The sequence below is a fragment of the Bradyrhizobium sp. SPXBL-04 genome, from assembly GCF_051853035.1.
Classification (GTDB): Bacteria; Pseudomonadota; Alphaproteobacteria; order Rhizobiales; family Xanthobacteraceae; genus Bradyrhizobium; species Bradyrhizobium zhanjiangense.
The window spans coordinates 7,138,554-7,158,358 of sequence record NZ_CP182472.1; the positions used below are offsets into that span (position 1 = coordinate 7,138,554).

Sequence of the window (19,805 nt, forward strand, 5' to 3'; positions counted from 1 at the left end):
AGCAAACCGTCTTCATGGCTCTCGTACTGGTTACCGGTGGCAGCGGCTTCATCGGACATCATCTCGTAGAAGCGCTCCGCGCCCGTGGGCAGCGGGTGCGTGTTCTCGATGTCCGCGCCCCGGCCGCGGCGAACGCGGATGTCGAATATGCCCATGGCTCGGTGCTGGACCGCGATGCGGTCGATGCCGCGCTGGCCGGCGTCGATCAGGTCTATCACCTCGCCGGCCTGCCCGGCATGTGGGCCGCCAACAAGCAGGACTTTCACGAGGTCAATTGCCGCGGCACCGAGATCGTGCTCGCGGCCGCGATGAAGCGCGGCGTGTCGCGCTTCCTGCACTGCTCGACCGAATCGATCCTGTTCCCCTATTCCGACCTCAACGGCGTTCCCGCCGAAGAGGCGCTGCAGCCGGCCAATGCGATGCCCGGTGCCTATACGCGCTCGAAGGCGCTCGCCGAGCATTGCGCCGCGAAGGCTGCCGCCGCTGGGTTTCCGCTCGTGATCGGCACGCCGACCATGCCGATCGGCGCCGCCGATCACAATCTGACGCCGCCGACCGCGATGCTGTGGTACTTCCTCCAGAAGAAGGTGCAGCCGCATCTCAACTTCCTCGTCAACCTCGTCGATGTCCGCGACGTCGCCATGGGCCTCGTGCTGACCATGGAGCGTGGCCGCCTCGGCCACCGCTACATTCTCGGCGGCGACTGCGTCCCGCTCGGCAACATCCTGCGCATGATGTCGGCGATGAGCGGCCGGCGGCAGTTTCCGGTCGTCGTGCCCGGCAGGATCGCCGAGCTCTCCGCGATCATGCTCGAATCCATCGCTGATCACATCACGCGCCGGCCGCCGAACGGCACCGCCGAGGGCGTGCGCATTGCACTCGCCGCGAGCGATCTCTCGATCGGCAAGGCCCGCACCGAGCTCGGCTATTCGCCGCGTCCGATCGAGCCCGTCCTGCGCGAAACCATCACCCACCTTCTCGCCCGCGGCGGCCTGCCCGCCTCCGGCGCCATCGAGCATCACGCGCTCTCCTCGCGCGCGAGCTGAGCGCTCCGCCCAACGCAAAGAACCTTCATGTCCTTCGATTTCAGCAAGCTTCTCTCTGTCGCCTGGGGTGGTTGGACCACGACCTGGCCGACGCAACTGCTCGCCCTGATCTGGCTCGCCTGGCTCGCCAGCTGGGTCGGCGCCTCGTTCTGGCAGGGCCGCACCCAGAAGCAGGTGATGACGCTGGAGTCCGGCCGCTATCGGATCCCGATCCTGGTCGGCGGCATCCTGTTCACGCCGTGGACGGCCGAAGTGCTGAACGAGAAGCCGCTCTGGGTGTTCAGCAATACCGGCGTCTACATCACGGCCCTGATCGTGCTCGCCGGCATCTCCTTCACCTGGTGGGGACGGCTGCATCTCGGCAAGTTCTGGTCCAACACCATCACCCACAAGGAAGACCATCGCGTCATCGACACCGGCCCGTACGGCATCGTGCGACACCCGATCTACACCGGCCTGATCGCGGGCATGCTGGCGACCGGCATCGCGGTCGGCACGGTGACCGCGATCCTCGGTGCCATCCTGATCTCGCTCGGCATGTGGCAGAAGGGCCGGATGGAAGAGGTGTTCCTCTCGAAGGAGCTCGGCGAGGACGCCTACGGCGCCTATTGCCGTCGCGTCCCGATGATCATTCCGTTCCTGTCGCCGCGGTGACGAAGAGGCCGCCACACTCTCCGACGTCGTCCTGGCGAAAGCCATGACCCATTACCCCAGGGAGGAGTTTGGCGGAGAGTCGCCGTCCGGTACTCCCACCGCGCCACAACCGATAGATTCCGCGGTATGGGTCCTGGCTTTCGCCAGGACGACGCTGTGGAGGCAGTACGCCTCGCCGGGAACCGCCGCTCCCTGCCCCCCGTTAGCTCTCGACGCATGCAACCACCCGCAGAGCATCGAGCCATGGCGGACGCCTACGATTATTTTCGCGAGCACGCGACTGCCGCCGTCCGCAAGGCGCGGGTGTTGCCGCCCGGGTGGCCGAAGCGGAAGCAGCGCACGGTGGCGCGGGTCTATCACCTCCTGTCCAAGGAGGCCGCGCTCAGACCGAACATCCGTCACCTCGATGATGTTCGCGCGGCACGGCGGCTCGAGCGGCAAATCGGCCGCTGATCTCAGCGCATAGCCCGTCGGTGCTCGCCCCATGCAAATTCGATCGGCCGCCATTCCAAGGGAATAGACCCCGGCGGCATGCCGGACAGGTTGACGTCTGCCCCGTCAACCAGTTGGATGCGCGCGCACACAGGGGCTTCTCATGACGTTTTCAAGCATCTTCGCGCAGTTCGTTGCGCTCCTCGGCGGCATCGCGCTGCAATGGCGGAAGCTGTCGGGCACCGAGCCCGCACCCGCCTGGGGAGAGACGCCTGCGATCCCCGAGGCGAAGCCGCAAGGCGCGATCCCGACGCTGAAGATGCCAACCGCGCGTGGCTGGAGCGAGGGCCAAAAGCCGACCGTCGCGCCCGGGCTCAAGGTCAATGCGTTCGCGACCGGGCTCGATCATCCGCGCTGGATCGAGGTGCTGCCCAATGGCGACGTGCTGATCGCGGAAGCGACGCAGATCGCAGGCCCCCCGCGCACCGTGTTCCACTACGCGATGCAGGCGACGATGCGGCGCGCCGCCGCGCTCGGCGTTTCCGCCAACCGCATCACGCTGTTGCGCGACAAGGACGGTGACGGCGTTGCGGAGGTTCGCGGTGCCTTCATGGAAAACCTCAGCCAGCCATTCGGCATGGCGCTGGTCGGCGACACCTTCTATGTCGGCAACACCGACGGCGTGATGGCGTTTCCTTACGTCGCCAATGCCGACCGCATCACCGCGCCGGGCAAGCGGCTCACGACGTTCAAGCCGGGCGGCCACTGGACCCGCAGCCTGCTCGCGAGCCCCGACGGCAAGAAGCTCTATGCCGGCGTCGGCTCCCTCAGCAACATCGCCGAGATGGGCATGGAGGTCGAGGAGGGCCGCGCCGCGGTCTACGAGCTCGACCTCGTCGCCGGCACGCATCGCATTTTCGGCGCCGGCCTGCGCAATCCCGTGGGCCTTGCCTGGGAGCCGAACACGGGCGTGCTCTGGACCGTCGTCAACGAGCGCGACGGCCTCGGCGACGAGACGCCGCCGGACTATCTCACCTCGGTGCGCGATGGCGGCTTCTATGGCTGGCCCTATTGCTACTGGGGCAAGACGGTGGACGACCGCGTGCCGCAGGATCCGGCGATGGTCGCCAAGGCGCTTCAACCGGACTACGCGCTGGGCGGCCACACCGCCTCGCTCGGCCTGTGCTGGATGCCCGCCGGCACGCTGCCCGGCTTCCCCGACGGCATGGTGATCGGCCAGCACGGCTCGTGGAATCGCAGCAAGCTGTCGGGCTACAAGCTGGTGTTCATTCCGTTCGAGAACGGCAAGCCGTCCGGCCCCGGTCGCGACATCCTGTCGGGCTTCCTGTCCCCCGACGAGAAGGAATCCTACGGCCGTCCGGTTGGCGTCGTGATTGGCCCCGACAAGAAGTCGCTGCTGATGGCCGACGACGTAGGCAACGTGATCTGGCGCGTGACGGGGGCCTAAGCGTTAGGTTCCGACGCAGAGTGTGGCGCGCTGCTTGCGCAGCAGCGCGATCACGGACAATGCTGTAATCAATCCGGTCTTGGGATTTTCGGACGGGATGTTCTCGATGGACATCGAGAAGCGGGCGGAATCCGCCTCGACCTCGATGCGATGAACGTTGCGCGTCACGGTCGGGTCGGCCCAGATCTGGACCTGGGTGCGGTCGGGCCCGACGCCCGCAAGCGACAGCGCCACCGCGACGTTGAGATTGGCCGGAAACCCCTTTGCGGCCTCGCGCGCGGTGCCTTCGAATAGCTTGAGCGGTTCGCGCAGCTTGTCGATGTCGATATTATTCTCGACGATGAACGGCGCGCCCTTCAAGCCGTCGATCGGCTTGCGCGTCACCATCTTCACCGAATGAATGGTGCCGATTGCGGCAGCGTTGACGGCGTCGAGCCCGATCAGCGCGCCGGTCGGCACGATGATGCGGCCGCCATTGGCGCGGGCGAGATCGACGAGATCGAAATTGTCGAGCAGCCCGCCGACGCTGACCACGACCGCGGTCTTGCCACGCCTGACCGCGGGCTCGACGATCTCGCGCAGATGCCGGCTTGGCGCGCATTCCACCACGATGTCAGCGACTTCGCCGAGTTGGTCGATCGGCAAGACCCGCGGCGGGCGGCGCAGGCCGCCGAGAAACGCCTGATGCTTGGCCGGATCGCGCACGGCCACCGCAGACAGCGTCAGGCCTTCGATGCCTTGATCCAACGCAGCTGCGATCTTGGTGCCGATCGAGCCCAGCCCCGCAATGGCAACCCGCAACTCGCTCGACACTCTCTGTTCAGACATCGCACTCACCTTTGATCCGAGCTTCCGTCATAGCGTCTCAGGCCTCCCGCGCATAGCTGCGCAGGCGCGCTTCCAGCACCGCCAGCATGGCGTCGCGGGCCGGATCGCGCGAGCCGCGCAGCCATGCGGCGGCGAGCGGCAGCCGACCGACCGGGCCGACCTGCTTCGGCCGGAGCGGCACGAAGCGTACGCCCGTCACCGCCATCCGCGCGGTCCAGCGCGGCACGATCGCAACGCCGAGCCGAGTTGCGACCAAGTTGATGATGGTCTGCTTCTCATCGGCGACCTGCACGATGCGTGGTGTCAGGCCGGCCTGCTCGAACAGCTTCATCGTGAGGTCGTGGCTGTGCGGCCGCGAGCGGCGGTCCGGCACCAGCATCGCCTCGTCGGCGATGTCAGCCAGCCTGATCGACGTCCTTTTGGCCAGCAGATGCCGCTGCGGGAACGCCACGATCGCCGTCTCCTGGAGCAGATCGCGGAATTCGAGCCGTTTGTCGGCCCGGTCGGGCGGACGCACGAAGGCGAGATCGAGCGCGCCGGTCAGGATCTTCGGCAGCAGCCGGATCGTCTTGTCTTCAAGGAGCTGCACCGCGATGTCAGGATGCTTGTCGCGGAAATCGCGCAACAGCGGCGGCAGCAATCCAGCGGCCGCGCTGTCGATGGCGCCGACGCGGAGCCGCCGCGCGCCTGCGCGTGAGCGGTTGCGCAAATTGCTCTCAACCGCCTCGACGCGGGCCAGGATGGCGCGAGCATCGCGCAGCAGCGTCGCGCCATCCTCGGTGAGCGACACCGCGCGCGTCGTCCGCGCGAACAGCCGCGTGCCCAGATCCTCCTCGAGCAGCCTGATCTGGCGGCCGAGCGCGGAGGGCAGCATCTGGAGCTGCTGCGCCGCGCGGCCGAAATGCAGCTGTTCGGCCGCCGCCACGAAGCAGCGAAGCTGATGCAATTCCATTCGCCGGTCCTCTGATCCTCCCGAGGATTATATCATTTTTTTGTATAAACCAGCGCCAATTGAGTCTGCTGCTTGCCCCCGCCTAGGCTCGTCGCCGGCATGGGCACTCCGGCCCGCCGACACAACGATAAACCGGGATTGCAGGAGGCCAGGGTGGCGAGCGAGATTCAGACGCGCGTGCTGCGCAAGATCACCTTGCGCATCGTTCCCTTCATCATGTTGCTGTACTTCGTGGCCTTCATCGACCGCGTCAATATCGGCTTCGCGTCGCTGACGATGAACAAGGACATCGGCTTGTCGCCGGCGGTCTATGGCTTCGGTGCCGGCATCTTCTTCTGGGGCTATTTCCTGTTCGAGGTGCCCTCCAACATCATCCTGCACAAGATCGGCGCGCGGATCTGGATCGCGCGGGTGATGATCACCTGGGGCCTGGTCTCGGCCGCGATGGCGTTCGTGCAAGGACCGACCAGTTTCTACGTGCTGCGCTTCCTGCTTGGCGTTGCCGAAGCCGGCTTCTTTCCCGGCATCATCCTTTATCTGTCCTACTGGTTCCCCGCGCGCCAGCGCGCCGCGGTGACGGCTCTGTTCATGGCGGCCGCGCCGCTCTCGACCGTGCTGGGCTCGCCGATCTCAGGTGCACTGCTGGAGATGGACGGAATGCTCGGCTTCAAGGGCTGGCAATGGCTGTTCGTGCTGGAGGCGCTGCCGGCCGTGCTGCTCGGCTTCGTCGTGCTGGGCTTTCTGACCGACCGCCCCGAGAAGGCGAAATGGCTTGCCGAGGACGAGCGGCGCTGGCTGGTCGAGACCATGAACGTCGAGACCACCAGCAAGGTCGCGACTGCGAGCCACAGCATCTGGCGCGGGCTCGCCGATCCCCGTGTGCTGGCGTTGTCGCTGATCTATTTCGGCACTTCGGCCGGCCTCTATACGCTCGGCGTCTGGGCGCCGCAGATCATCAAGCAGTTTGGCCTATCCTCGCTTCAGGTCGGCTTTCTCAATGCGCTGCCGGCAACGGCCGCCGTCATCGCCATGATCCTGTGGGCGCGGCATTCGGACCGCACCGGCGAGCGCACCTGGCACGTCGTGTGGGCCTGCCTGATCGCCGCTGTGGGACTTGCCTATGCCGGCCTTGCGACCGGCGTCGTCGCCGTGCTGGTCGCGCTGACGCTGGTCAATATCGGCATCTCCTCGGCAAAACCGCCGCTCTGGAGCATGCCGACGCTGTTCCTGTCCGGACCCGCGGCCGCGGCCGGCATCGCCACCATCAACTCGATCGGCAATCTCGGCGGCTTCGTCGGTCCCGCCATGATCGGCTGGATCAAGGATCAGACCGGCAGTTTTGTCGGTGGGCTTTACTTCGTCGCCGGCCTGCTCGTTCTCTCTGCGGTCCTCACCCTGCTATTGTCGCGCGCGCAACCCGCGCCCGTCGAACCCGTCCCGCAATCCCACTGATCTCTCAACGGAGCATTCTCATGCGCACCCATTCGATCGCAGCCATTCCCGCCGACGGGATCGGTCCCGAGGTCATCTCGGCCGGAATCCGCGTGCTGGAGGCGCTGGCAAAACGCAGCGGCGATATCGCCTTCAACGTCAAAACGTTCGACTGGGGCTCGGACTATTACAAGAAGCACGGCGTGATGATGCCGGCCGATGGGCTCACCGAGCTGAAGAAATTCGACGCGATCTATTTCGGCGCGGTCGGCGCGCCCGACGTGCCCGACCACATCACGCTGTGGGGACTGCGCCTGCCGATCTGCCAGGGCTTCGACCAATACGCCAACGTGCGGCCGACAAAAATCCTGCCGGGCGTCGCCTCGCCGCTGCGCAATGTCGGCGTCGGCGATCTCGACTGGGTGATCGTGCGCGAGAATTCGGAAGGCGAATATGCCGGCATGGGCGGCCGCGCCCACAGGGGCCTGCCGGAAGAAGTCGGCACGGAAGTCGCGGTCTTCACCCGCGTCGGCGTCAGCCGCATCATGCGCTATGCGTTCCAGCTCGCGCAGTCGCGTCCGCGCAAGCTGCTCACGGTCGTGACCAAGTCGAACGCGCAGCGCCACGGCATGGTGATGTGGGACGAGATCGCCGCCGAGATCGCTGCTGATTTTCCCGACGTCAGCTGGGACAAGATGCTGGTCGACGCCATGACGGTGCGCATGACGCTGCATCCGAAGAGCCTCGACACCATCGTGGCGACCAATCTGCACGCCGACATCCTCTCCGATCTCGCCGGCGCGCTCGCCGGGAGCCTCGGCGTCGCGCCGACCGGCAACATCGATCCGCAGCGCCGCTTCCCCTCGATGTTCGAGCCGATCCACGGCTCGGCTTTCGACATCACCGGCAAAGGCATCGCCAACCCGGTCGCGACGTTCTGGACCGGCGCGCAGATGCTCGAGCATCTCGGCGAGAAGGACGCTGCCTCGCGGCTGATGGCCGCCGTCGAGCGCGTCTGCGCGGCCGGCGTTCTGACGCCCGATGTCGGCGGCAAGGCGACGACGAAGGACGTGACCGACGCCGTGATCGACGCGATTCACGGGTCGAATGTGTGAGGTCGTTGCCGCTATTGAGACTAGTCTTGCCGCTGGCTCCCTGCACCTCTCCCGCTTGCGGGAGAGGTCGCGCCGAAGGCGCGGGTGAGGGCTCTCTCCTCTCGGGGGTTCTCGCTTGCGGAGACACCCTCTCCCCAACCCTCCCCCGCAAGCGGCGGAGGGAGCGCACCGACTACGATTAGAATCCCTACCTCCGCCCGGCCGGCGGCGGCATCGCCATCGCTGCGGCCGGCTCCGGCGGTGTCAGATGGCGCGGGACGATGATGGTCTGGCCGGGGGTGAGCTGAGCGTCCTCTGCAAGCGAATTGCTCTGCGCGAGCGACCACAGCGGCACACGGTTGGCGGCGGCGATGCTCTCCATGGTGTCGCCGCGACGTACCGGCAGCCGAACGCCGCTGTCCCATAATTCGACCAGCGTATCGGCGGGCACGAGATAGCGCAGCGGCACGGCATCGGCCTGGGTCTGCGATGGGATGCGCGGCAACTTCGTGACCATCTCGACGATCTGGCGATGGATGTCGTCGGACTTCTCGATGTTGATGTGCGAGACGCGCGCATTTTCCTTCAGATCATAGCTGGCATAATGGCCGCGAAAACCGGGCACGGCCACGACGTCGCCGCCGCCGAGCACGCTGTCGGACAGGAAGATGTTGATGAAGCGCTCGACATTGAGCGGCACGTCGCCGGTCGCATGCGCGGGATCGATGGCGATGACGAGGCTGATCGGGATGTTCTCCTTGGCTGCCATCTCGGAGATGACGATCGAGCACAGCCCGCCCATGGAGTGCCCGATCAGCACGATCGGTGCCGCCTTCTCCTTGTAGCTGGCGATGACGCGGTTGCCGATCAGCCGGCACAGGGTGAATTCGTAGACGTCGGCGGAGAAGCCGGCCTGCGTCAGCTTCTCGCCGAGCCGATCCATGCCGGTCGAGAAGATCGGCCCCATGGCGCCGCGGAACAGATAAACCTTCGGCGGCGGCAATGGCTCGAACGGCGGAGGCGGCGGCGCGGCGGGGACGGCCGCAGTGGTCTTGGACTTGGCCGGTGAGGCCGCGGCTATGCCGCTGCTCAAGGCGAGCAGCGCAACCGCTGCCAGCACGACTAGTCGCCTCACATGAATCATCCGTCCAGCAGTCCCGCCACGGGGAGGCAGTGGCCTCCCCCGCGGGCTTAGTGACCACCGATTGGGTGGATTTTGGGGCACGGAACCGGCTGCAGCCCTCCGAAACCCGTCGAGCTGCCGCGCCTTGGCGGGAGATGACAGCTTTGCGGCGATCGGCCTCAGGTTGTCCCAGCGAGGGGCTAGAGCGGCAGAATCCGATTCAAGAGGTCGAGCAGCGTACGCTGCTCGGCCTCGCTGAGCGGCGCCAGCATCCTTTCATTGTAGGGCTGCGTCAGCCTTGCCCCCTCGGCAATGAGCTTTGCGCCCTTTGGCGTGAGCATCAGTTCGACGGCACGGCGATCGGACTTCGAGCGGTTGCGCTTGATGAAGCCGGACGATTCGACCTCGTTCAGAATCTTGATCAGGTTCGGCAGGCGCAGGCGGAGCACGCTGGCAAGGCTGCTGGGGGGAACCCCCGGATTGTCGCGAATGACGACGAAAATCGCATAGGTCGCGGGCGTCAAGCCCAATGCGGCAAACTCCTCGTAGAAGCCTTCGAAGAACTTCAGCTGGGCAAGGCGCAGCATGAAGCCCGGCGTCAGCTGAAGCGCGCGCAGATCCAGCGATGTCTCCGATTGCTGAGCGGACTTCGCTCCTAGTCGTAACGCTTTCGAGCTCATGATCCTCAATCCGCCGCGGCCGGCCATAAGCCAGCCGAATTGACACTCTCAAAAATAGCTATAAAATATAACTATTATTCAGCGGCACCAAGACCGCACATGGGAGGGAGACAATGAACAGCAAATTCCTGCATAAATTATGCATGTTGGCCGCGATGCTGACGGCCGCACCGGCATTCGCCCAGGACGTCGTGAAGATCGGCATCCTGAACGACCAATCGGGTCCGTTCGCGAGCTATCAGGGCATCGGCTCGGTCATCGCCGCCAAGATGGCGGTCGAGGACTATGGCGGAAAGGCCGGCGGCAAGCCTATCGAGGTCGTCGCGGCCGACCATCAGAACAAGACCGACATCGGCATCGGCATCGCCAGGCGCTGGTACGAGAACGAAGGCGTCGATGCGATCTTCGACATTCCGAACTCGTCGATCGCTCTCGCTGTCGCCGGCATGAGCGCCGAAAAGAACAAGGTCTTCGTCGGATCGGGGGCCGGAACGGTGCTCCTGACCGGCGAGAAATGCACACCGAACACCGTGCACTGGACCTACGACACCTATGCCTATGGGCGCGGCCTCGGCAAGGCGATCGTGCAGCAGGGCGGCAAGAAGTGGTTCTTCATCACCGCCGACTATGCCTTCGGCCATGATCTGGAGAAGCAGGCTGCGGAGGCCGTGAAAGCATCCGGTGGCGAGGTGCTCGGCAGCGTGCGGCATCCGCTCGGAACGGCCGACTACGCCTCCTTCCTGCTCCAGGCCCAGGCGTCGGGCGCGAACGTCATCGGCTTTGCCAATGCCGGGGACGACACCATCACGTCGATGAAGCAAGCTGCCGAATTCGGGCTGACCAAGGACCACAAGCTGGCCGGACTGATCCTCGGCATGAACGGCCTGCCCGCGCTCGGACTGAAATTTGCGCAGGGCGCGCAGATCATGAACCCGTTCTACTGGGATCTGAACGACGGCACGCGTGCTTTCGCGAAACGTTTCGCCGAACGCATTCCCTCGAAGGCCTATCCGAATGACATGCAGGCCGGCGTCTATGCCTCGGTCATTCACTATCTCAAGGCGGTCGACAAGGCCGGCGGCGCCAAGGACGGCAAGGCGGTGGTAGCGGCGATGAAGCAGATGCCGACCGACGATCCGCTGTTCGGCAAGGGCTACATCCGCAAGGACGGACGCAAGATCCATCCGCTCTACCTCTTGCAGGTCAAGGCTCCCGACGAGTCGACCTCCGCCTGGGATCTGTTGAAGGTGGTCGCCACGGTGAAGGGTGAGGACGCGTTCCGCTCCGAGAGCGAAGGCCAGTGCCCGCTGACGAAACAATAGCCGTTGGGAGCTGACCATGAGCGGCATTGCATCGAGTCCGGTTGACCCGTTTGCGCCTGACTTCCTGATCGACCCCTATCCTGCCTATGAGGCGCTGCGCGCGCTCGGGCCTGCGTTCGCGCTGGAACGTTACGGCGTATGGGCCATGGCAGGCTATGCCGAGGTCGAGCCGGCCCTGAAGGACTGGAAGACGTTCATCAGTGGCGAGGGCGTCGGGCTCCACGGCATGAACCCGGCACTGCCAAGGCCGCTGACGCTCCAGATCGATCCGCCCGACCACGACAAAGGCCGGCGGGTTCTCGGCCGCACCCTGTCTCCGGGCGTCGCAAGGAAGCTGCGCGAGACGTTTCAGCGGGAAGCGGAGAAGAAGGTGTCGGAGCTGATCAACAGAGGCTCATTCGATGCCGTTACCGATCTCGCCGAAGCATATCCCATGAAGGTCTTTCCGGATGCGATCGGCATCCGGCCGGACGGCCGTGAGAAGCTGCTGGCCTGGAGCACGTTCGTGTTCGACAGCTTTGGCCCTGAGAACGAGATGCTGGCCGCATCGCGCAAGGCAGGTCTCGCGGCCCAGAGCTGGATCATGGAATGTTGTGCGCGAGATGCGCTACGGCACGACGGGCTCGGCATGATGATCTACCAGGCGGCCGACGAGGGTGAGATCACCGAGCATGAGGCGACGCATCTGGTGCGGCCGTTCCTCACCGCGGGGATCGACACCACCGTTAACGGCATCGGCAACACCCTGCTCGCGCTCGCCACGCATCCGGATGAATACCGCAAGCTCCACCACAGGCCGGAGCTGGCGCGCAACGCTTTCGAGGAAGGCCTGCGTTACGATTCACCGGTGCAGACGTTCTTTCGCACCACCTCGCGCGACGTCGAGATCGGCGGCAGCGTGATCCCGGCGCAGCGCAAGGTGCTGCTGTTCATGGCCTCCGCCAACCGCGATCCCGCGCGCTGGGACAGACCCGATAGGTTCGACGTCGAACGGGTCGCGACCGGCCACGTCGGCTTCGGCGCCGGCATTCACGCCTGCGTCGGCCAGATGATTGCGCGTCTGGAAGGCGAATTGATCTTCAGCGAGTTCGCAAGGCGAGTGAAGACCATCGAGCTCACGGCGGAGCCGAAGCGCAGGCTCAACAATTCCCTGCGCGGCCTTGCGAGTATGCCGGTTCGCGTCGCGGCGGCCTGACTGCGTCGCATGTAGCGCCGCGGTCGATCACTGCCGGCTCTTGAGCCGGCTGCGGTGTGCGGCCTGCTTGGCGCGATTGCCGCAGATCGCCATTGTGCACCATCGCCGCGTGCGCCTCCGGGTATGGTCGGCGAACAGCATCGTGCAGTTATGACCCTCGCATGCCTTCACGTCGGAAAAATCCTCCTCGCAGACGAATTTCGCCAAGGCTTCCCCGACCGGCAGCAGCAGGGATTCGGGTGATCGCCAGCGCCGCATCCTCAGCAGCGCAAGACCGTCACCCTGCTCACCGTTGCGCGGCACGATCTGCCTGAACGCCTCATCGCGCTCCAGGACGCCGTTCAGCGGGCCAAGCTCATGCAACGCCTTCGCAGTGAGCGGCCGGCCGGCATGTGCCTGAACGAAACCGCGAAACCACTCGCGCAAGGCACGGGCCTGACCGGCGACCTTGTCTAGCTCGCCCGGCATCGCGCGCGCCTTCAGCGCACCCAGCTCATCCGCCGGCACCAGCTTCGCCTGTGCCAGCCAGTCGACCAGACCTTCGCCATCGTCGAGCCAATCGACCGGCGTATCGACCGGTGTCGCCACCGAGTTGAGGAAATCAAGGCCGAGCGAGTCGGCGATGAACATGGCGGGCGGTCTGTCCATGAGCGGTCCCTGTCCGGTCCGAAAGCTGTGATTTACGTAACCTCTAAAAAGGCTATTGACAAGTTACGTCGCAGATTAATAACCTCTAAAAATCGCTTTGACTGGTTACGAACAGCAATGGAGATCGGCCATGCCCCCGACCACCTACCGCACCGCAGACGTCGACGGCTTCAAGGTGTTCTATCGCGAGGCCGGCACGCCCGGCGCGCCGAAGCTCCTCCTGCTGCACGGCTTCCCGAGCGCGGGACACATGTTCCGCGACCTCATCCCGCAGCTTGCAGACCGGTTTCACATCGTGGCGCCGGACCTTCCCGGTTTCGGCCAGTCCGACATGCCCGCACGCGACACCTTCCGCTACACCTTCGACAACGTCGCGCGCGTGATCGAGCGCTTCACCGAAGTGATCGGCTTCGATCGCTTCGCAATCTATGTGTTCGACTATGGCGCGCCGACGGGCTTTCGGCTGGCACTCAGCCATCCCGAGCGGATCACGGCCATCATTTCGCAGAACGGCAATGCCTATGAGGAGGGCCTCAGCGAAGGCTGGACTCCGATCAAGGCCTATTGGCAAGACCCTTCACCGGCTAATCGCGAGGCGCTGCGCACCTTGCTCACGCCGGAGGCCACGCGCTGGCAGTACACACATGGCGTTCCCGATCCGGCCGTGGTGTCGCCGGACGGCCAGAACCTCGACAATTTCTATCTCGCGCGCCCCGGCGCCGACGACGTGCAGCTCGATCTATTCGGCGACTACAAGAGCAACGTCGCGCTCTATCCGTCACTCCAAAGCTATTTCCGTACCCACAAGCCGCCGTTCCTCGCGGCCTGGGGCAAGAACGATCCCTTCTTCATCCCGCCCGGCGCCGAGGCATTCATGCGCGACAATCCCAATGCGGTGGTGCAATTCTTCGACACCGGTCACTTTGCGCTGGAAACCCATGCGAAGGAGATCGCCGAAAGCATTCGCGCGTTCTTGAAATAACGGAAGCTGTCGCCATGGCCCATGCGAGACGATCTCCGGAACGGCTCAGCGCATTTTCGGACGGCGTGTTCGCGGTCCTGATTACGGTGCTCGTGCTGGAGCTTCGTCCGCCGGAAATCCCGACCTTTGCGGCATTGCTGGCGTTATGGCCGACGTGGCTCTCTTATGCCGTGAGCTACGTGTTCATCGCGATCGTCTGGGCCAACCATCACCATCTGATGCGCTATGCGAGCGAAGCGACGCCGCGACTGATGTGGTTCAACTTCGCGCATCTGTTCTCGGTGTCGCTGCTGCCGCTCTCCACCGCCTGGATGGCGGTGAGCGAGCTCGCACCGCAGCCGGTCGCGTTCTACGCCGCGGTGTTCTTCCTGGTGAACGCGACCTATGTCGCGCTGATCTGGGATCTTGTCGGACGAGCGCCGGACAGCGAGGTCGCGCCGCGGGAGCGCAAGATTATGCGCGTCCGCTCGATCGTGACCCTCGGCGTCTTCGCGCTCGCGGCCGCGGTCGCCCTGCGCTTCCCCGTCGCCGGGCTTGCGATGTGTTGCTGCTGCCTGATCGTCTATCTGAGGCCGGAGGCGCCGGGTGCCGAGGACGGCCGCCCGGTCGACTCTCGGTGAACCAGCACCGCGGCAGAAGTCGCTAATTCCGCGCCGGAGCCGCTGCGGCCGCCGAGCGCGCCGGCCTGGCTGTGCCGGGTTGGGCGACTGGAGCTGCCGGGGCGCGCGAGCGCATGATCGCGGCGTCGATCTCGGCGATGACGCGACGCTGGATCGCCTCGTTCTTGTCGATCGAGATATGGCCGACGCCGGTACCGCGCACGTCGACATTGTCGAGCTTGCCGCGCAGGCCAGCGGCAGCCCGCACCGGCTCGCCGGGACCGTCGCCGATATAGATGTTGATGTAACGCTCGGCGCCGGTCGACAGCTTGGTCTTGAACACGGAGTCGAGGCCGATCGCGAGCTTTACGGGAACGCCGAGCTGATTGAGCTTGGCGATCATGTCCGGTAGCGCGGTCGCGCCCGAGGAATGGCCGACCAGGATGATGGTCTTGAGGCGACCGGCCTTGTAGGCGGTCGCGGCTTCATCGGCGAGCGAGGACCAGGAGACGAAATTGGCGACGGTCACCGGGATGCCCTGCGCCTGGAGCCGGGCGCCGATCGTGTCGAGCCCGAGCGAGAAGATGTTGAGCACGCCCCGGAGCAGGTAGACATGCGTGGTTGCTGTCGCGGCCTGGCTCGGCGCGGCCTTGGCGCCGGTCGGGCTGATGGCAACAACTGACAGCAGGAGCAGGGCCATCGCCCACACACGGAGGGCGGACAACTGGCTCGCGCCAGCGGTGTGACGGCCGTTCGGTCTCATCGGTGTTTTCCCTGGGGACAATACGCTTCGCGATTGGCCGGAATCGTAGCCACGGCCTGCTCGCAGACGCAACAAAGAGCCGCGTGAGCGACAATCTTAGCCGCACGCCGTGACCATCGCGCAACACTTGCCTGAAACCAGCCACCGAATGGCCGGTTTTGAGATCATTTTTCTCCGGGGAATTGCGGCCCGGTAAGGGCGTTCCTATCTCAGGGCTCCGCTGACCCGCCCTTCCCGGCAGGTTCCAGCCTCCCTCCCCCAGCCTTTGCTCTTAGCCTTGCGGCCATCATGTCCTTCATCATTTCCGTCGCCAATCTGTCGAAGACCTATGGGTCCGGCTTCAAGGCGCTCAAGAACGTCAATCTCGACATCAAGCGCGGCGAGATTTTTGCGCTGCTCGGGCCGAACGGCGCGGGCAAGACCACACTGATCTCCATCATCTGCGGCATCGCCAATCCGAGCGAGGGCCGCGTCCTCGTCGGCGGCGAAGACATCCAGACCTCCTACCGCAAGGCGCGCTCGCTGATCGGCCTCGTGCCACAGGAATTGCATACCGACGCCTTCGAGAGCGTGTGGGCGACGGTGAGCTTCTCCCGCGGCCTGTTCGGCAAGCCGAAGAATCCTGATCATATCGAGAAGGTCCTGAAGGACCTCTCGCTCTGGGACAAGAAGGACAACAAGATCATCACGCTGTCCGGCGGCATGAAGCGCCGCGTGATGATCGCAAAAGCACTGTCGCACGAGCCGCAGATCCTGTTCCTGGACGAGCCCACCGCCGGCGTCGATGTCGAGCTGCGCAAGGGCATGTGGGAGGTGGTGCGCACCCTCCGGCAGTCCGGCGTCACCATCATCCTGACCACGCACTACATCGAGGAAGCCGAGGAGATGGCCGATCGCATCGGCGTCATCAACAAGGGCGAGATCGTGCTGGTCGAGGACAAGACGACCTTGATGCAGAAGCTCGGCAAGAAGCGGCTGACGCTGCATCTGCAGGGCAAGCTCGATGCGCTGCCGGACAGCCTGAAGCACCACAAGCTCGACCTCTGCGACAGCGGCGCGACGCTGGTCTACGACTACGATACCAAGGGCGAGCGCACCGGCATCACCAGCCTGCTCGGCGATCTCCGCACCGCCGGCATCCGCTTCAACGATCTCGACACGACGCAATCGTCGCTCGAGGACATCTTCGTCGACCTCGTGAGGACGTCATGAATCACCGCGCCATCCGCGCCATCTATCTGTTCGAAATGGCACGCACCTGGCGCACGCTGCTGCAAAGCATCGTCTCGCCTGTGGTCTCGACCTCGCTCTATTTCGTGGTGTTCGGCGCCGCGATCGGCTCGCGCATCAGCCAGGTCGAGGGCGTCAGCTATGGCACCTTCATCGTGCCAGGCCTGATCATGCTCTCGGTGCTGACGCAGAGCATCGCGAATGCCTCGTTCGGCATCTACTTCCCGAAATTCACCGGCACGATCTACGAGATCCTGTCGGCGCCGATCTCCTATTTCGAGATCGTGCTCGGCTATGTCGGCGCGGCCGCGACCAAGTCGATCATTCTCGGCCTGATCATCCTCGCCACCGCCGGGCTGTTCGTGCCGCTGCACATCCATCATCCGGTCTGGATGCTGGCCTTCCTGGTGCTGACGGCGGTGACCTTCAGCCTGTTCGGCTTCATCATCGGTATCTGGGCCGACGGCTTCGAGAAGCTGCAGATGATCCCGATGCTGGTGGTGACGCCGCTGACCTTCCTCGGCGGCAGCTTCTATTCCATCGACATGCTGCCGGCCGGCTGGCGCACGGTGGCGCTGCTCAACCCGGTCGTCTATCTGATCTCGGGCTTCCGCTGGAGCTTCTATGAGATCGCGGATGTCAGTGTGTCCGTCAGCATCGGCATGACGCTGGCGTTCCTGGTGGCCTGCCTGGTCGTGATCTGGTGGATTTTCCGCACGGGGTATCGGCTGAAGAATTGACGGAGATACGTAGCCCGGATGGAGCGTCGGCATAATCCGGGACCGTCGTAGCCTCATGCGACAGCAGCCCCGGATTGCGCTGCGCTCCATCCGGGCTACGACGACATCACCGATAGCAATGGAAGTGGTGATAGCCGTCATAGTAGCCGTGGCACCGGTGGCGGTAGTGACGGTGGGGAATGCCGAGCACGCCCTCGACCGCGCCAACGGCGCCGCCAACACCGGCACCAACGACACCGCCGACCGCACCGCCTACGGGGCCGGCAATCCGGTTACCTTCATAAGAGCCTTCCTGCGCGCCGCGCACGATGCCTTGGGCGTGGCCGGCTTGCGGTAGCGACAACAGCGCGAGCAGGATGGCGGCGGCTGCGAACAGCAGGCGGACGGGTCGAGCGGCCGGCAATTGCGCGGCGGCGATACGGGCTTTGTTCATCTTCGGTCCCAAAGGATGAATGGCAGCGAGTGCTGCCCTGTGAAGGGTGGCCATCACCAACGCACCGAGCGGCCAAATGGTTGCGCCTTTGTGACGAATTGTCGGCGTTGTGAACGCAAATCCGGCTCGCGAAAATGTCAGCGCCGCCGCGAGCCACGCGGCACAAAGCGGCCTTGCTTACGCCCTGCATCGCGTTAACGATGGACGGCTAGGCCGCTGGAACGAAAGCCGGATTGCAGGCATAGTGCACGACGGGGGACGGAGAGCCGCGGCGCCTAGCATGAACAGGCCGGAGGCCAGAAGTCCGATGCGTTCGTTTTTGATTGCTTTCACCTCCCTGATGTTTTTGAGCGCGGGCGCCGCGCAGGCCAAGGTCGACATCACCATCGACAAGGACAATCAGCAGATGACCGTCGCGGTCGATGGCGTCACGCGCTATCACTGGCCGGTGTCGACCGGCATCCCCTCCCGCGAGACGCCGAACGGCGCGTTTCGCGCCTTCCGCATGGAAGAGGATCACTACTCCAAGGAATTCGACGACGCGCCGATGCCGCACGCGATCTTCTTCACCAAGATCGGGCATGCCATCCACGGCACCGACTTCGTCGGCCGGCTCGGCTCGCCGGCCTCGCATGGCTGCGTGCGGCTGTCGCGCCAGAATGCCTCGACGCTCTATGCACTGGTGCAGCAGCAGGGCGTGCTCAACACCACGGTGACGCTGACCGGCTCGGCGCAGGTGGCGCTGGCGCGCAATCCCCGCGGCCGCAACGCCAATGCGGTTGCCCGCGCGCCGCAGCCGGCCGAGGAACAGTACAGCACTGCCGGCGATCCCGTGAACCTGGCGCCGCCGGCGCAGCCCGCCCGCCGCTACATGCCGCAGGACGACAATTACATCTATCCGGCTGACGGCAGCGACACCGGCGCGCGCTATCCGGCGCCGCGCTCAGCCGGCCGCCCGCTGTATGACGCTCAGGTCTATCAGCAGCAGCAGCGCCCCTATTACGACCAGGGCTATGGCCAGCAGGGCTCCTACTATCAGCCACAGCCCCGGCAGGTTTATCAGCCGCGCGGCTATTACTACCAGAACTGAGGCAGCCGTCTTCGTCACCGCCTTCGGCGGTCGGCACGAACAATAGATTGCTATTCGAGGCGCCATGCCAACACGTGCCACGACCGCACTAGCTGCGCTCTGGGTTTTGATGGCGGGAGAGGCCATGGGATTCGACCTCGAGGCACATCGCGGCGGGCGGGCGCTGCTGCCGGAAAACACCCTGCCGGCCTTCGCCAATGCGCTGTCGATGGGCGTGGACACGCTGGAGCTCGACGTCGGTGTGACCGCGGACGGCGAAGTCGTCGTCTCGCATGAACGCGGGCTCAATCCGGATCTCGCGCGCGGCCCCGACGGGGCCTACATCACTGCGCCCGGCACCCCGTTCGTGAAACTGCGGCTCGACGAGGTCAGGACCTATGACGTCGGCCAGATCCGACCGGACAGCGCCTACGCGAGACAATTTCCCGATCAGCGCGCTGTGCCGGGAACACGCATTCCCACCTTGAGCGAACTGTTCGCACTGGTACGCAAGTCCGGCAACACCCGCGTTGGCTTCAACATCGAGACCAAGATCGATCCGAACCATCCGGACCAATCTCTCGACCCGCAAGCTTTCGTCACCAGGCTCCTCCGCCTGATCGAGGCCGAAAAATTTTCCGACCGTGTCATGATCCAGTCGTTCGATTGGAGAACGTTGCAGCTCGTGCAACAGCAAGCACCGAAGATACCGACGGTATACCTCACGCTCCAGCGCGGCTCAGGCCAGACCGTGGCGCTCGACAAAGCCACCAACTGGACCGCGGGCTTCAATCCGGCCGATCACAGCGGCTCGCTGCCGCGGACGATCAAGGCCGCGGGCGGCGCGGTCTGGTCGCCTTATTTTGGCGATGTGACCGCGGCGCTCATCTCGGAGGCCCGCGGACTTGGATTGGGTGTCGTGGTGTGGACGGTCAACAAGCCCGACGACATGGCGCGCATGATCGAGCTTGGCGTCGACGGCATCATCTCCGATAGGCCGGACCTGTTGCGGCAGATCGCCGGCGAGAAAGGAATTGCGTTGCCGGCGGGCACGCCAGTGGAGCCTTAGAACCGACCCGCCTTGTAGCCCGGATGGAGCGAAGCGCAATCCGGGCT

At 64.9% G+C, this 19,805-nt stretch carries 21 protein-coding genes; 14 read left to right on the forward strand and 7 right to left on the reverse strand.

Translation table 11 applies throughout. The features are described 5' to 3' along the window. The first annotated feature begins 14 nt into the window (after positions 1–14). The 4 genes from ACNJX8_RS34095 to ACNJX8_RS34110 all read left to right on the forward strand — a co-directional run bounded on the left by ACNJX8_RS34095 (position 15) and on the right by ACNJX8_RS34110 (position 3,600). Entirely contained in the window at positions 15–1,046 is a 1,032-nt protein-coding gene (locus ACNJX8_RS34095; RefSeq protein ID WP_439358290.1) for an NAD-dependent epimerase/dehydratase family protein, read from the forward strand. Positions 1,047–1,073: 27 nt separating this feature from the next. Beyond that, complete coding sequence (locus tag ACNJX8_RS34100) at positions 1,074–1,700, forward strand: methyltransferase family protein (protein WP_091879119.1); 627 nt, start codon at positions 1,074–1,076, stop codon at positions 1,698–1,700. A gap of 243 nt (positions 1,701–1,943) precedes the next feature. After that, complete coding sequence (locus ACNJX8_RS34105) at positions 1,944–2,153, forward strand: hypothetical protein (protein WP_439358291.1); 210 nt, start codon at positions 1,944–1,946, stop codon at positions 2,151–2,153. Positions 2,154–2,295: 142 nt separating this feature from the next. Next, the gene (locus tag ACNJX8_RS34110; protein WP_439358292.1) at positions 2,296–3,600 is read left to right on the forward strand and encodes a PQQ-dependent sugar dehydrogenase; all 1,305 of its coding nucleotides are present in this window, start codon (positions 2,296–2,298) and stop codon (positions 3,598–3,600) included. A gap of 3 nt (positions 3,601–3,603) precedes the next feature. On the opposite strand, the gene ACNJX8_RS34115 is transcribed toward ACNJX8_RS34110, so the two are convergent. Both ACNJX8_RS34115 and ACNJX8_RS34120 read right to left on the reverse strand, forming a co-directional pair. Further along, positions 3,604–4,428, reverse strand: coding sequence for an aspartate dehydrogenase (locus ACNJX8_RS34115; RefSeq protein WP_439358293.1), 825 nt, complete (start codon positions 4,426–4,428; stop codon positions 3,604–3,606). 37 nt (positions 4,429–4,465) lie between these two features. After that, a complete protein-coding gene (locus tag ACNJX8_RS34120; RefSeq protein WP_128944693.1) occupies positions 4,466–5,380 on the reverse strand; it encodes a LysR family transcriptional regulator in 915 nt (304 codons plus the stop codon). A gap of 153 nt (positions 5,381–5,533) precedes the next feature. Between ACNJX8_RS34120 and ACNJX8_RS34125 the strand changes: the two genes are divergently transcribed. Together ACNJX8_RS34125 and ACNJX8_RS34130 are read left to right on the forward strand one after the other, a co-directional pair. Next, positions 5,534–6,832: an MFS transporter gene (locus tag ACNJX8_RS34125; protein ID WP_439358294.1), complete on the forward strand. Its 1,299-nt coding sequence runs from the start codon at positions 5,534–5,536 to the stop codon at positions 6,830–6,832. Positions 6,833–6,852: 20 nt separating this feature from the next. After that, positions 6,853–7,926, forward strand: coding sequence for a tartrate dehydrogenase (locus ACNJX8_RS34130; protein ID WP_439358295.1), 1,074 nt, complete (start codon positions 6,853–6,855; stop codon positions 7,924–7,926). A 187-nt stretch (positions 7,927–8,113) separates the two neighbouring features. Here the strand turns inward: ACNJX8_RS34130 and ACNJX8_RS34135 are convergent, their stop codons facing one another. Together ACNJX8_RS34135 and ACNJX8_RS34140 are read right to left on the reverse strand one after the other, a co-directional pair. Beyond that, positions 8,114–9,049 carry a LysM peptidoglycan-binding domain-containing protein gene (locus tag ACNJX8_RS34135; protein WP_439358296.1) on the reverse strand — a complete coding sequence of 312 codons (936 nt, stop codon included), beginning with the start codon at positions 9,047–9,049 and terminating at the stop codon, positions 8,114–8,116. Positions 9,050–9,228: 179 nt separating this feature from the next. Then, on the reverse strand, positions 9,229–9,708 hold the full coding sequence (locus ACNJX8_RS34140; protein WP_439358297.1) for a MarR family winged helix-turn-helix transcriptional regulator: 480 nt from the start codon (positions 9,706–9,708) through the stop codon (positions 9,229–9,231). Between the two features lie 113 nt (positions 9,709–9,821). Here ACNJX8_RS34140 and ACNJX8_RS34145 point away from each other — a divergent pair, with 113 nt between their 5' ends. Then, positions 9,822–11,030, forward strand: coding sequence for an ABC transporter substrate-binding protein (locus ACNJX8_RS34145; RefSeq protein WP_128944689.1), 1,209 nt, complete (start codon positions 9,822–9,824; stop codon positions 11,028–11,030). Positions 11,031–11,046: 16 nt separating this feature from the next. Continuing rightward, positions 11,047–12,225, forward strand: a complete 1,179-nt coding sequence (locus tag ACNJX8_RS34150) for a cytochrome P450 (RefSeq protein WP_439358298.1) — start codon at positions 11,047–11,049, stop codon at positions 12,223–12,225. Between the two features lie 27 nt (positions 12,226–12,252). On the opposite strand, the gene ACNJX8_RS34155 is transcribed toward ACNJX8_RS34150, so the two are convergent. After that, positions 12,253–12,873: a CGNR zinc finger domain-containing protein gene (locus ACNJX8_RS34155; RefSeq protein WP_439410300.1), complete on the reverse strand. Its 621-nt coding sequence runs from the start codon at positions 12,871–12,873 to the stop codon at positions 12,253–12,255. A gap of 130 nt (positions 12,874–13,003) precedes the next feature. On the opposite strand from ACNJX8_RS34155, the gene ACNJX8_RS34160 reads away from it, so the two are divergent. Further along, a complete protein-coding gene (locus ACNJX8_RS34160; RefSeq protein WP_439358299.1) occupies positions 13,004–13,855 on the forward strand; it encodes an alpha/beta fold hydrolase in 852 nt (283 codons plus the stop codon). 14 nt (positions 13,856–13,869) lie between these two features. Continuing rightward, the gene (locus ACNJX8_RS34165) at positions 13,870–14,475 is read left to right on the forward strand and encodes a TMEM175 family protein (protein ID WP_128937755.1); all 606 of its coding nucleotides are present in this window, start codon (positions 13,870–13,872) and stop codon (positions 14,473–14,475) included. Between the two features lie 22 nt (positions 14,476–14,497). On the opposite strand, the gene ACNJX8_RS34170 is transcribed toward ACNJX8_RS34165, so the two are convergent. Further along, the gene (locus tag ACNJX8_RS34170; protein WP_249757776.1) at positions 14,498–15,217 is read right to left on the reverse strand and encodes a hypothetical protein; all 720 of its coding nucleotides are present in this window, start codon (positions 15,215–15,217) and stop codon (positions 14,498–14,500) included. Positions 15,218–15,505: 288 nt separating this feature from the next. Here ACNJX8_RS34170 and ACNJX8_RS34175 point away from each other — a divergent pair, with 288 nt between their 5' ends. Both ACNJX8_RS34175 and ACNJX8_RS34180 read left to right on the forward strand, forming a co-directional pair. After that, positions 15,506–16,429 carry an ABC transporter ATP-binding protein gene (locus tag ACNJX8_RS34175; protein WP_439358300.1) on the forward strand — a complete coding sequence of 308 codons (924 nt, stop codon included), beginning with the start codon at positions 15,506–15,508 and terminating at the stop codon, positions 16,427–16,429. Then, positions 16,426–17,187 carry an ABC transporter permease gene (locus tag ACNJX8_RS34180; RefSeq protein ID WP_091879164.1) on the forward strand — a complete coding sequence of 254 codons (762 nt, stop codon included), beginning with the start codon at positions 16,426–16,428 and terminating at the stop codon, positions 17,185–17,187. The genes ACNJX8_RS34175 and ACNJX8_RS34180 overlap by 4 nt, the downstream gene beginning before the upstream one ends. Before the next feature lie 106 nt (positions 17,188–17,293). Here ACNJX8_RS34180 and ACNJX8_RS34185 read toward each other — a convergent pair whose 3' ends face one another. Beyond that, positions 17,294–17,620 carry a hypothetical protein gene (locus tag ACNJX8_RS34185; RefSeq protein WP_439358301.1) on the reverse strand — a complete coding sequence of 109 codons (327 nt, stop codon included), beginning with the start codon at positions 17,618–17,620 and terminating at the stop codon, positions 17,294–17,296. A 280-nt stretch (positions 17,621–17,900) separates the two neighbouring features. Here ACNJX8_RS34185 and ACNJX8_RS34190 point away from each other — a divergent pair, with 280 nt between their 5' ends. Further along, entirely contained in the window at positions 17,901–18,710 is an 810-nt protein-coding gene (locus ACNJX8_RS34190) for a L,D-transpeptidase (RefSeq protein ID WP_439358302.1), read from the forward strand. A gap of 64 nt (positions 18,711–18,774) precedes the next feature. Continuing rightward, entirely contained in the window at positions 18,775–19,758 is a 984-nt protein-coding gene (locus tag ACNJX8_RS34195) for a glycerophosphodiester phosphodiesterase (protein WP_439358303.1), read from the forward strand. Positions 19,759–19,805 lie beyond the last annotated feature (47 nt).

Excerpts from the sequence above, each read along its gene's own strand:
- ACNJX8_RS34100 (WP_091879119.1), top strand. The coding sequence starts at position 1,074 with ATGTCCTTCGATTTCAGCAAGCTTCTCTCTGTCGCCTGGGGTGGTTGG.
- ACNJX8_RS34145 (WP_128944689.1), top strand. The coding sequence starts at position 9,822 with ATGAACAGCAAATTCCTGCATAAATTATGCATGTTGGCCGCGATGCTG.
- ACNJX8_RS34170 (WP_249757776.1), bottom strand. The coding sequence starts at position 15,217 with ATGAGACCGAACGGCCGTCACACCGCTGGCGCGAGCCAGTTGTCCGCC.
- ACNJX8_RS34105 (WP_439358291.1), top strand. The coding sequence starts at position 1,944 with ATGGCGGACGCCTACGATTATTTTCGCGAGCACGCGACTGCCGCCGTC.
- ACNJX8_RS34130 (WP_439358295.1), top strand. The coding sequence starts at position 6,853 with ATGCGCACCCATTCGATCGCAGCCATTCCCGCCGACGGGATCGGTCCC.
- ACNJX8_RS34115 (WP_439358293.1), bottom strand. The coding sequence starts at position 4,428 with ATGTCTGAACAGAGAGTGTCGAGCGAGTTGCGGGTTGCCATTGCGGGG.
- ACNJX8_RS34190 (WP_439358302.1), top strand. The coding sequence starts at position 17,901 with ATGAACAGGCCGGAGGCCAGAAGTCCGATGCGTTCGTTTTTGATTGCT.
- ACNJX8_RS34175 (WP_439358300.1), top strand. The coding sequence starts at position 15,506 with ATGTCCTTCATCATTTCCGTCGCCAATCTGTCGAAGACCTATGGGTCC.
- ACNJX8_RS34165 (WP_128937755.1), top strand. The coding sequence starts at position 13,870 with ATGGCCCATGCGAGACGATCTCCGGAACGGCTCAGCGCATTTTCGGAC.
- ACNJX8_RS34120 (WP_128944693.1), bottom strand. The coding sequence starts at position 5,380 with ATGGAATTGCATCAGCTTCGCTGCTTCGTGGCGGCGGCCGAACAGCTG.
- ACNJX8_RS34140 (WP_439358297.1), bottom strand. The coding sequence starts at position 9,708 with ATGAGCTCGAAAGCGTTACGACTAGGAGCGAAGTCCGCTCAGCAATCG.
- ACNJX8_RS34155 (WP_439410300.1), bottom strand. The coding sequence starts at position 12,873 with ATGGACAGACCGCCCGCCATGTTCATCGCCGACTCGCTCGGCCTTGAT.
- ACNJX8_RS34135 (WP_439358296.1), bottom strand. The coding sequence starts at position 9,049 with ATGATTCATGTGAGGCGACTAGTCGTGCTGGCAGCGGTTGCGCTGCTC.
- ACNJX8_RS34110 (WP_439358292.1), top strand. The coding sequence starts at position 2,296 with ATGACGTTTTCAAGCATCTTCGCGCAGTTCGTTGCGCTCCTCGGCGGC.
- ACNJX8_RS34195 (WP_439358303.1), top strand. The coding sequence starts at position 18,775 with ATGCCAACACGTGCCACGACCGCACTAGCTGCGCTCTGGGTTTTGATG.
- ACNJX8_RS34185 (WP_439358301.1), bottom strand. The coding sequence starts at position 17,620 with ATGAACAAAGCCCGTATCGCCGCCGCGCAATTGCCGGCCGCTCGACCC.
- ACNJX8_RS34160 (WP_439358299.1), top strand. The coding sequence starts at position 13,004 with ATGCCCCCGACCACCTACCGCACCGCAGACGTCGACGGCTTCAAGGTG.
- ACNJX8_RS34180 (WP_091879164.1), top strand. The coding sequence starts at position 16,426 with ATGAATCACCGCGCCATCCGCGCCATCTATCTGTTCGAAATGGCACGC.
- ACNJX8_RS34150 (WP_439358298.1), top strand. The coding sequence starts at position 11,047 with ATGAGCGGCATTGCATCGAGTCCGGTTGACCCGTTTGCGCCTGACTTC.
- ACNJX8_RS34095 (WP_439358290.1), top strand. The coding sequence starts at position 15 with ATGGCTCTCGTACTGGTTACCGGTGGCAGCGGCTTCATCGGACATCAT.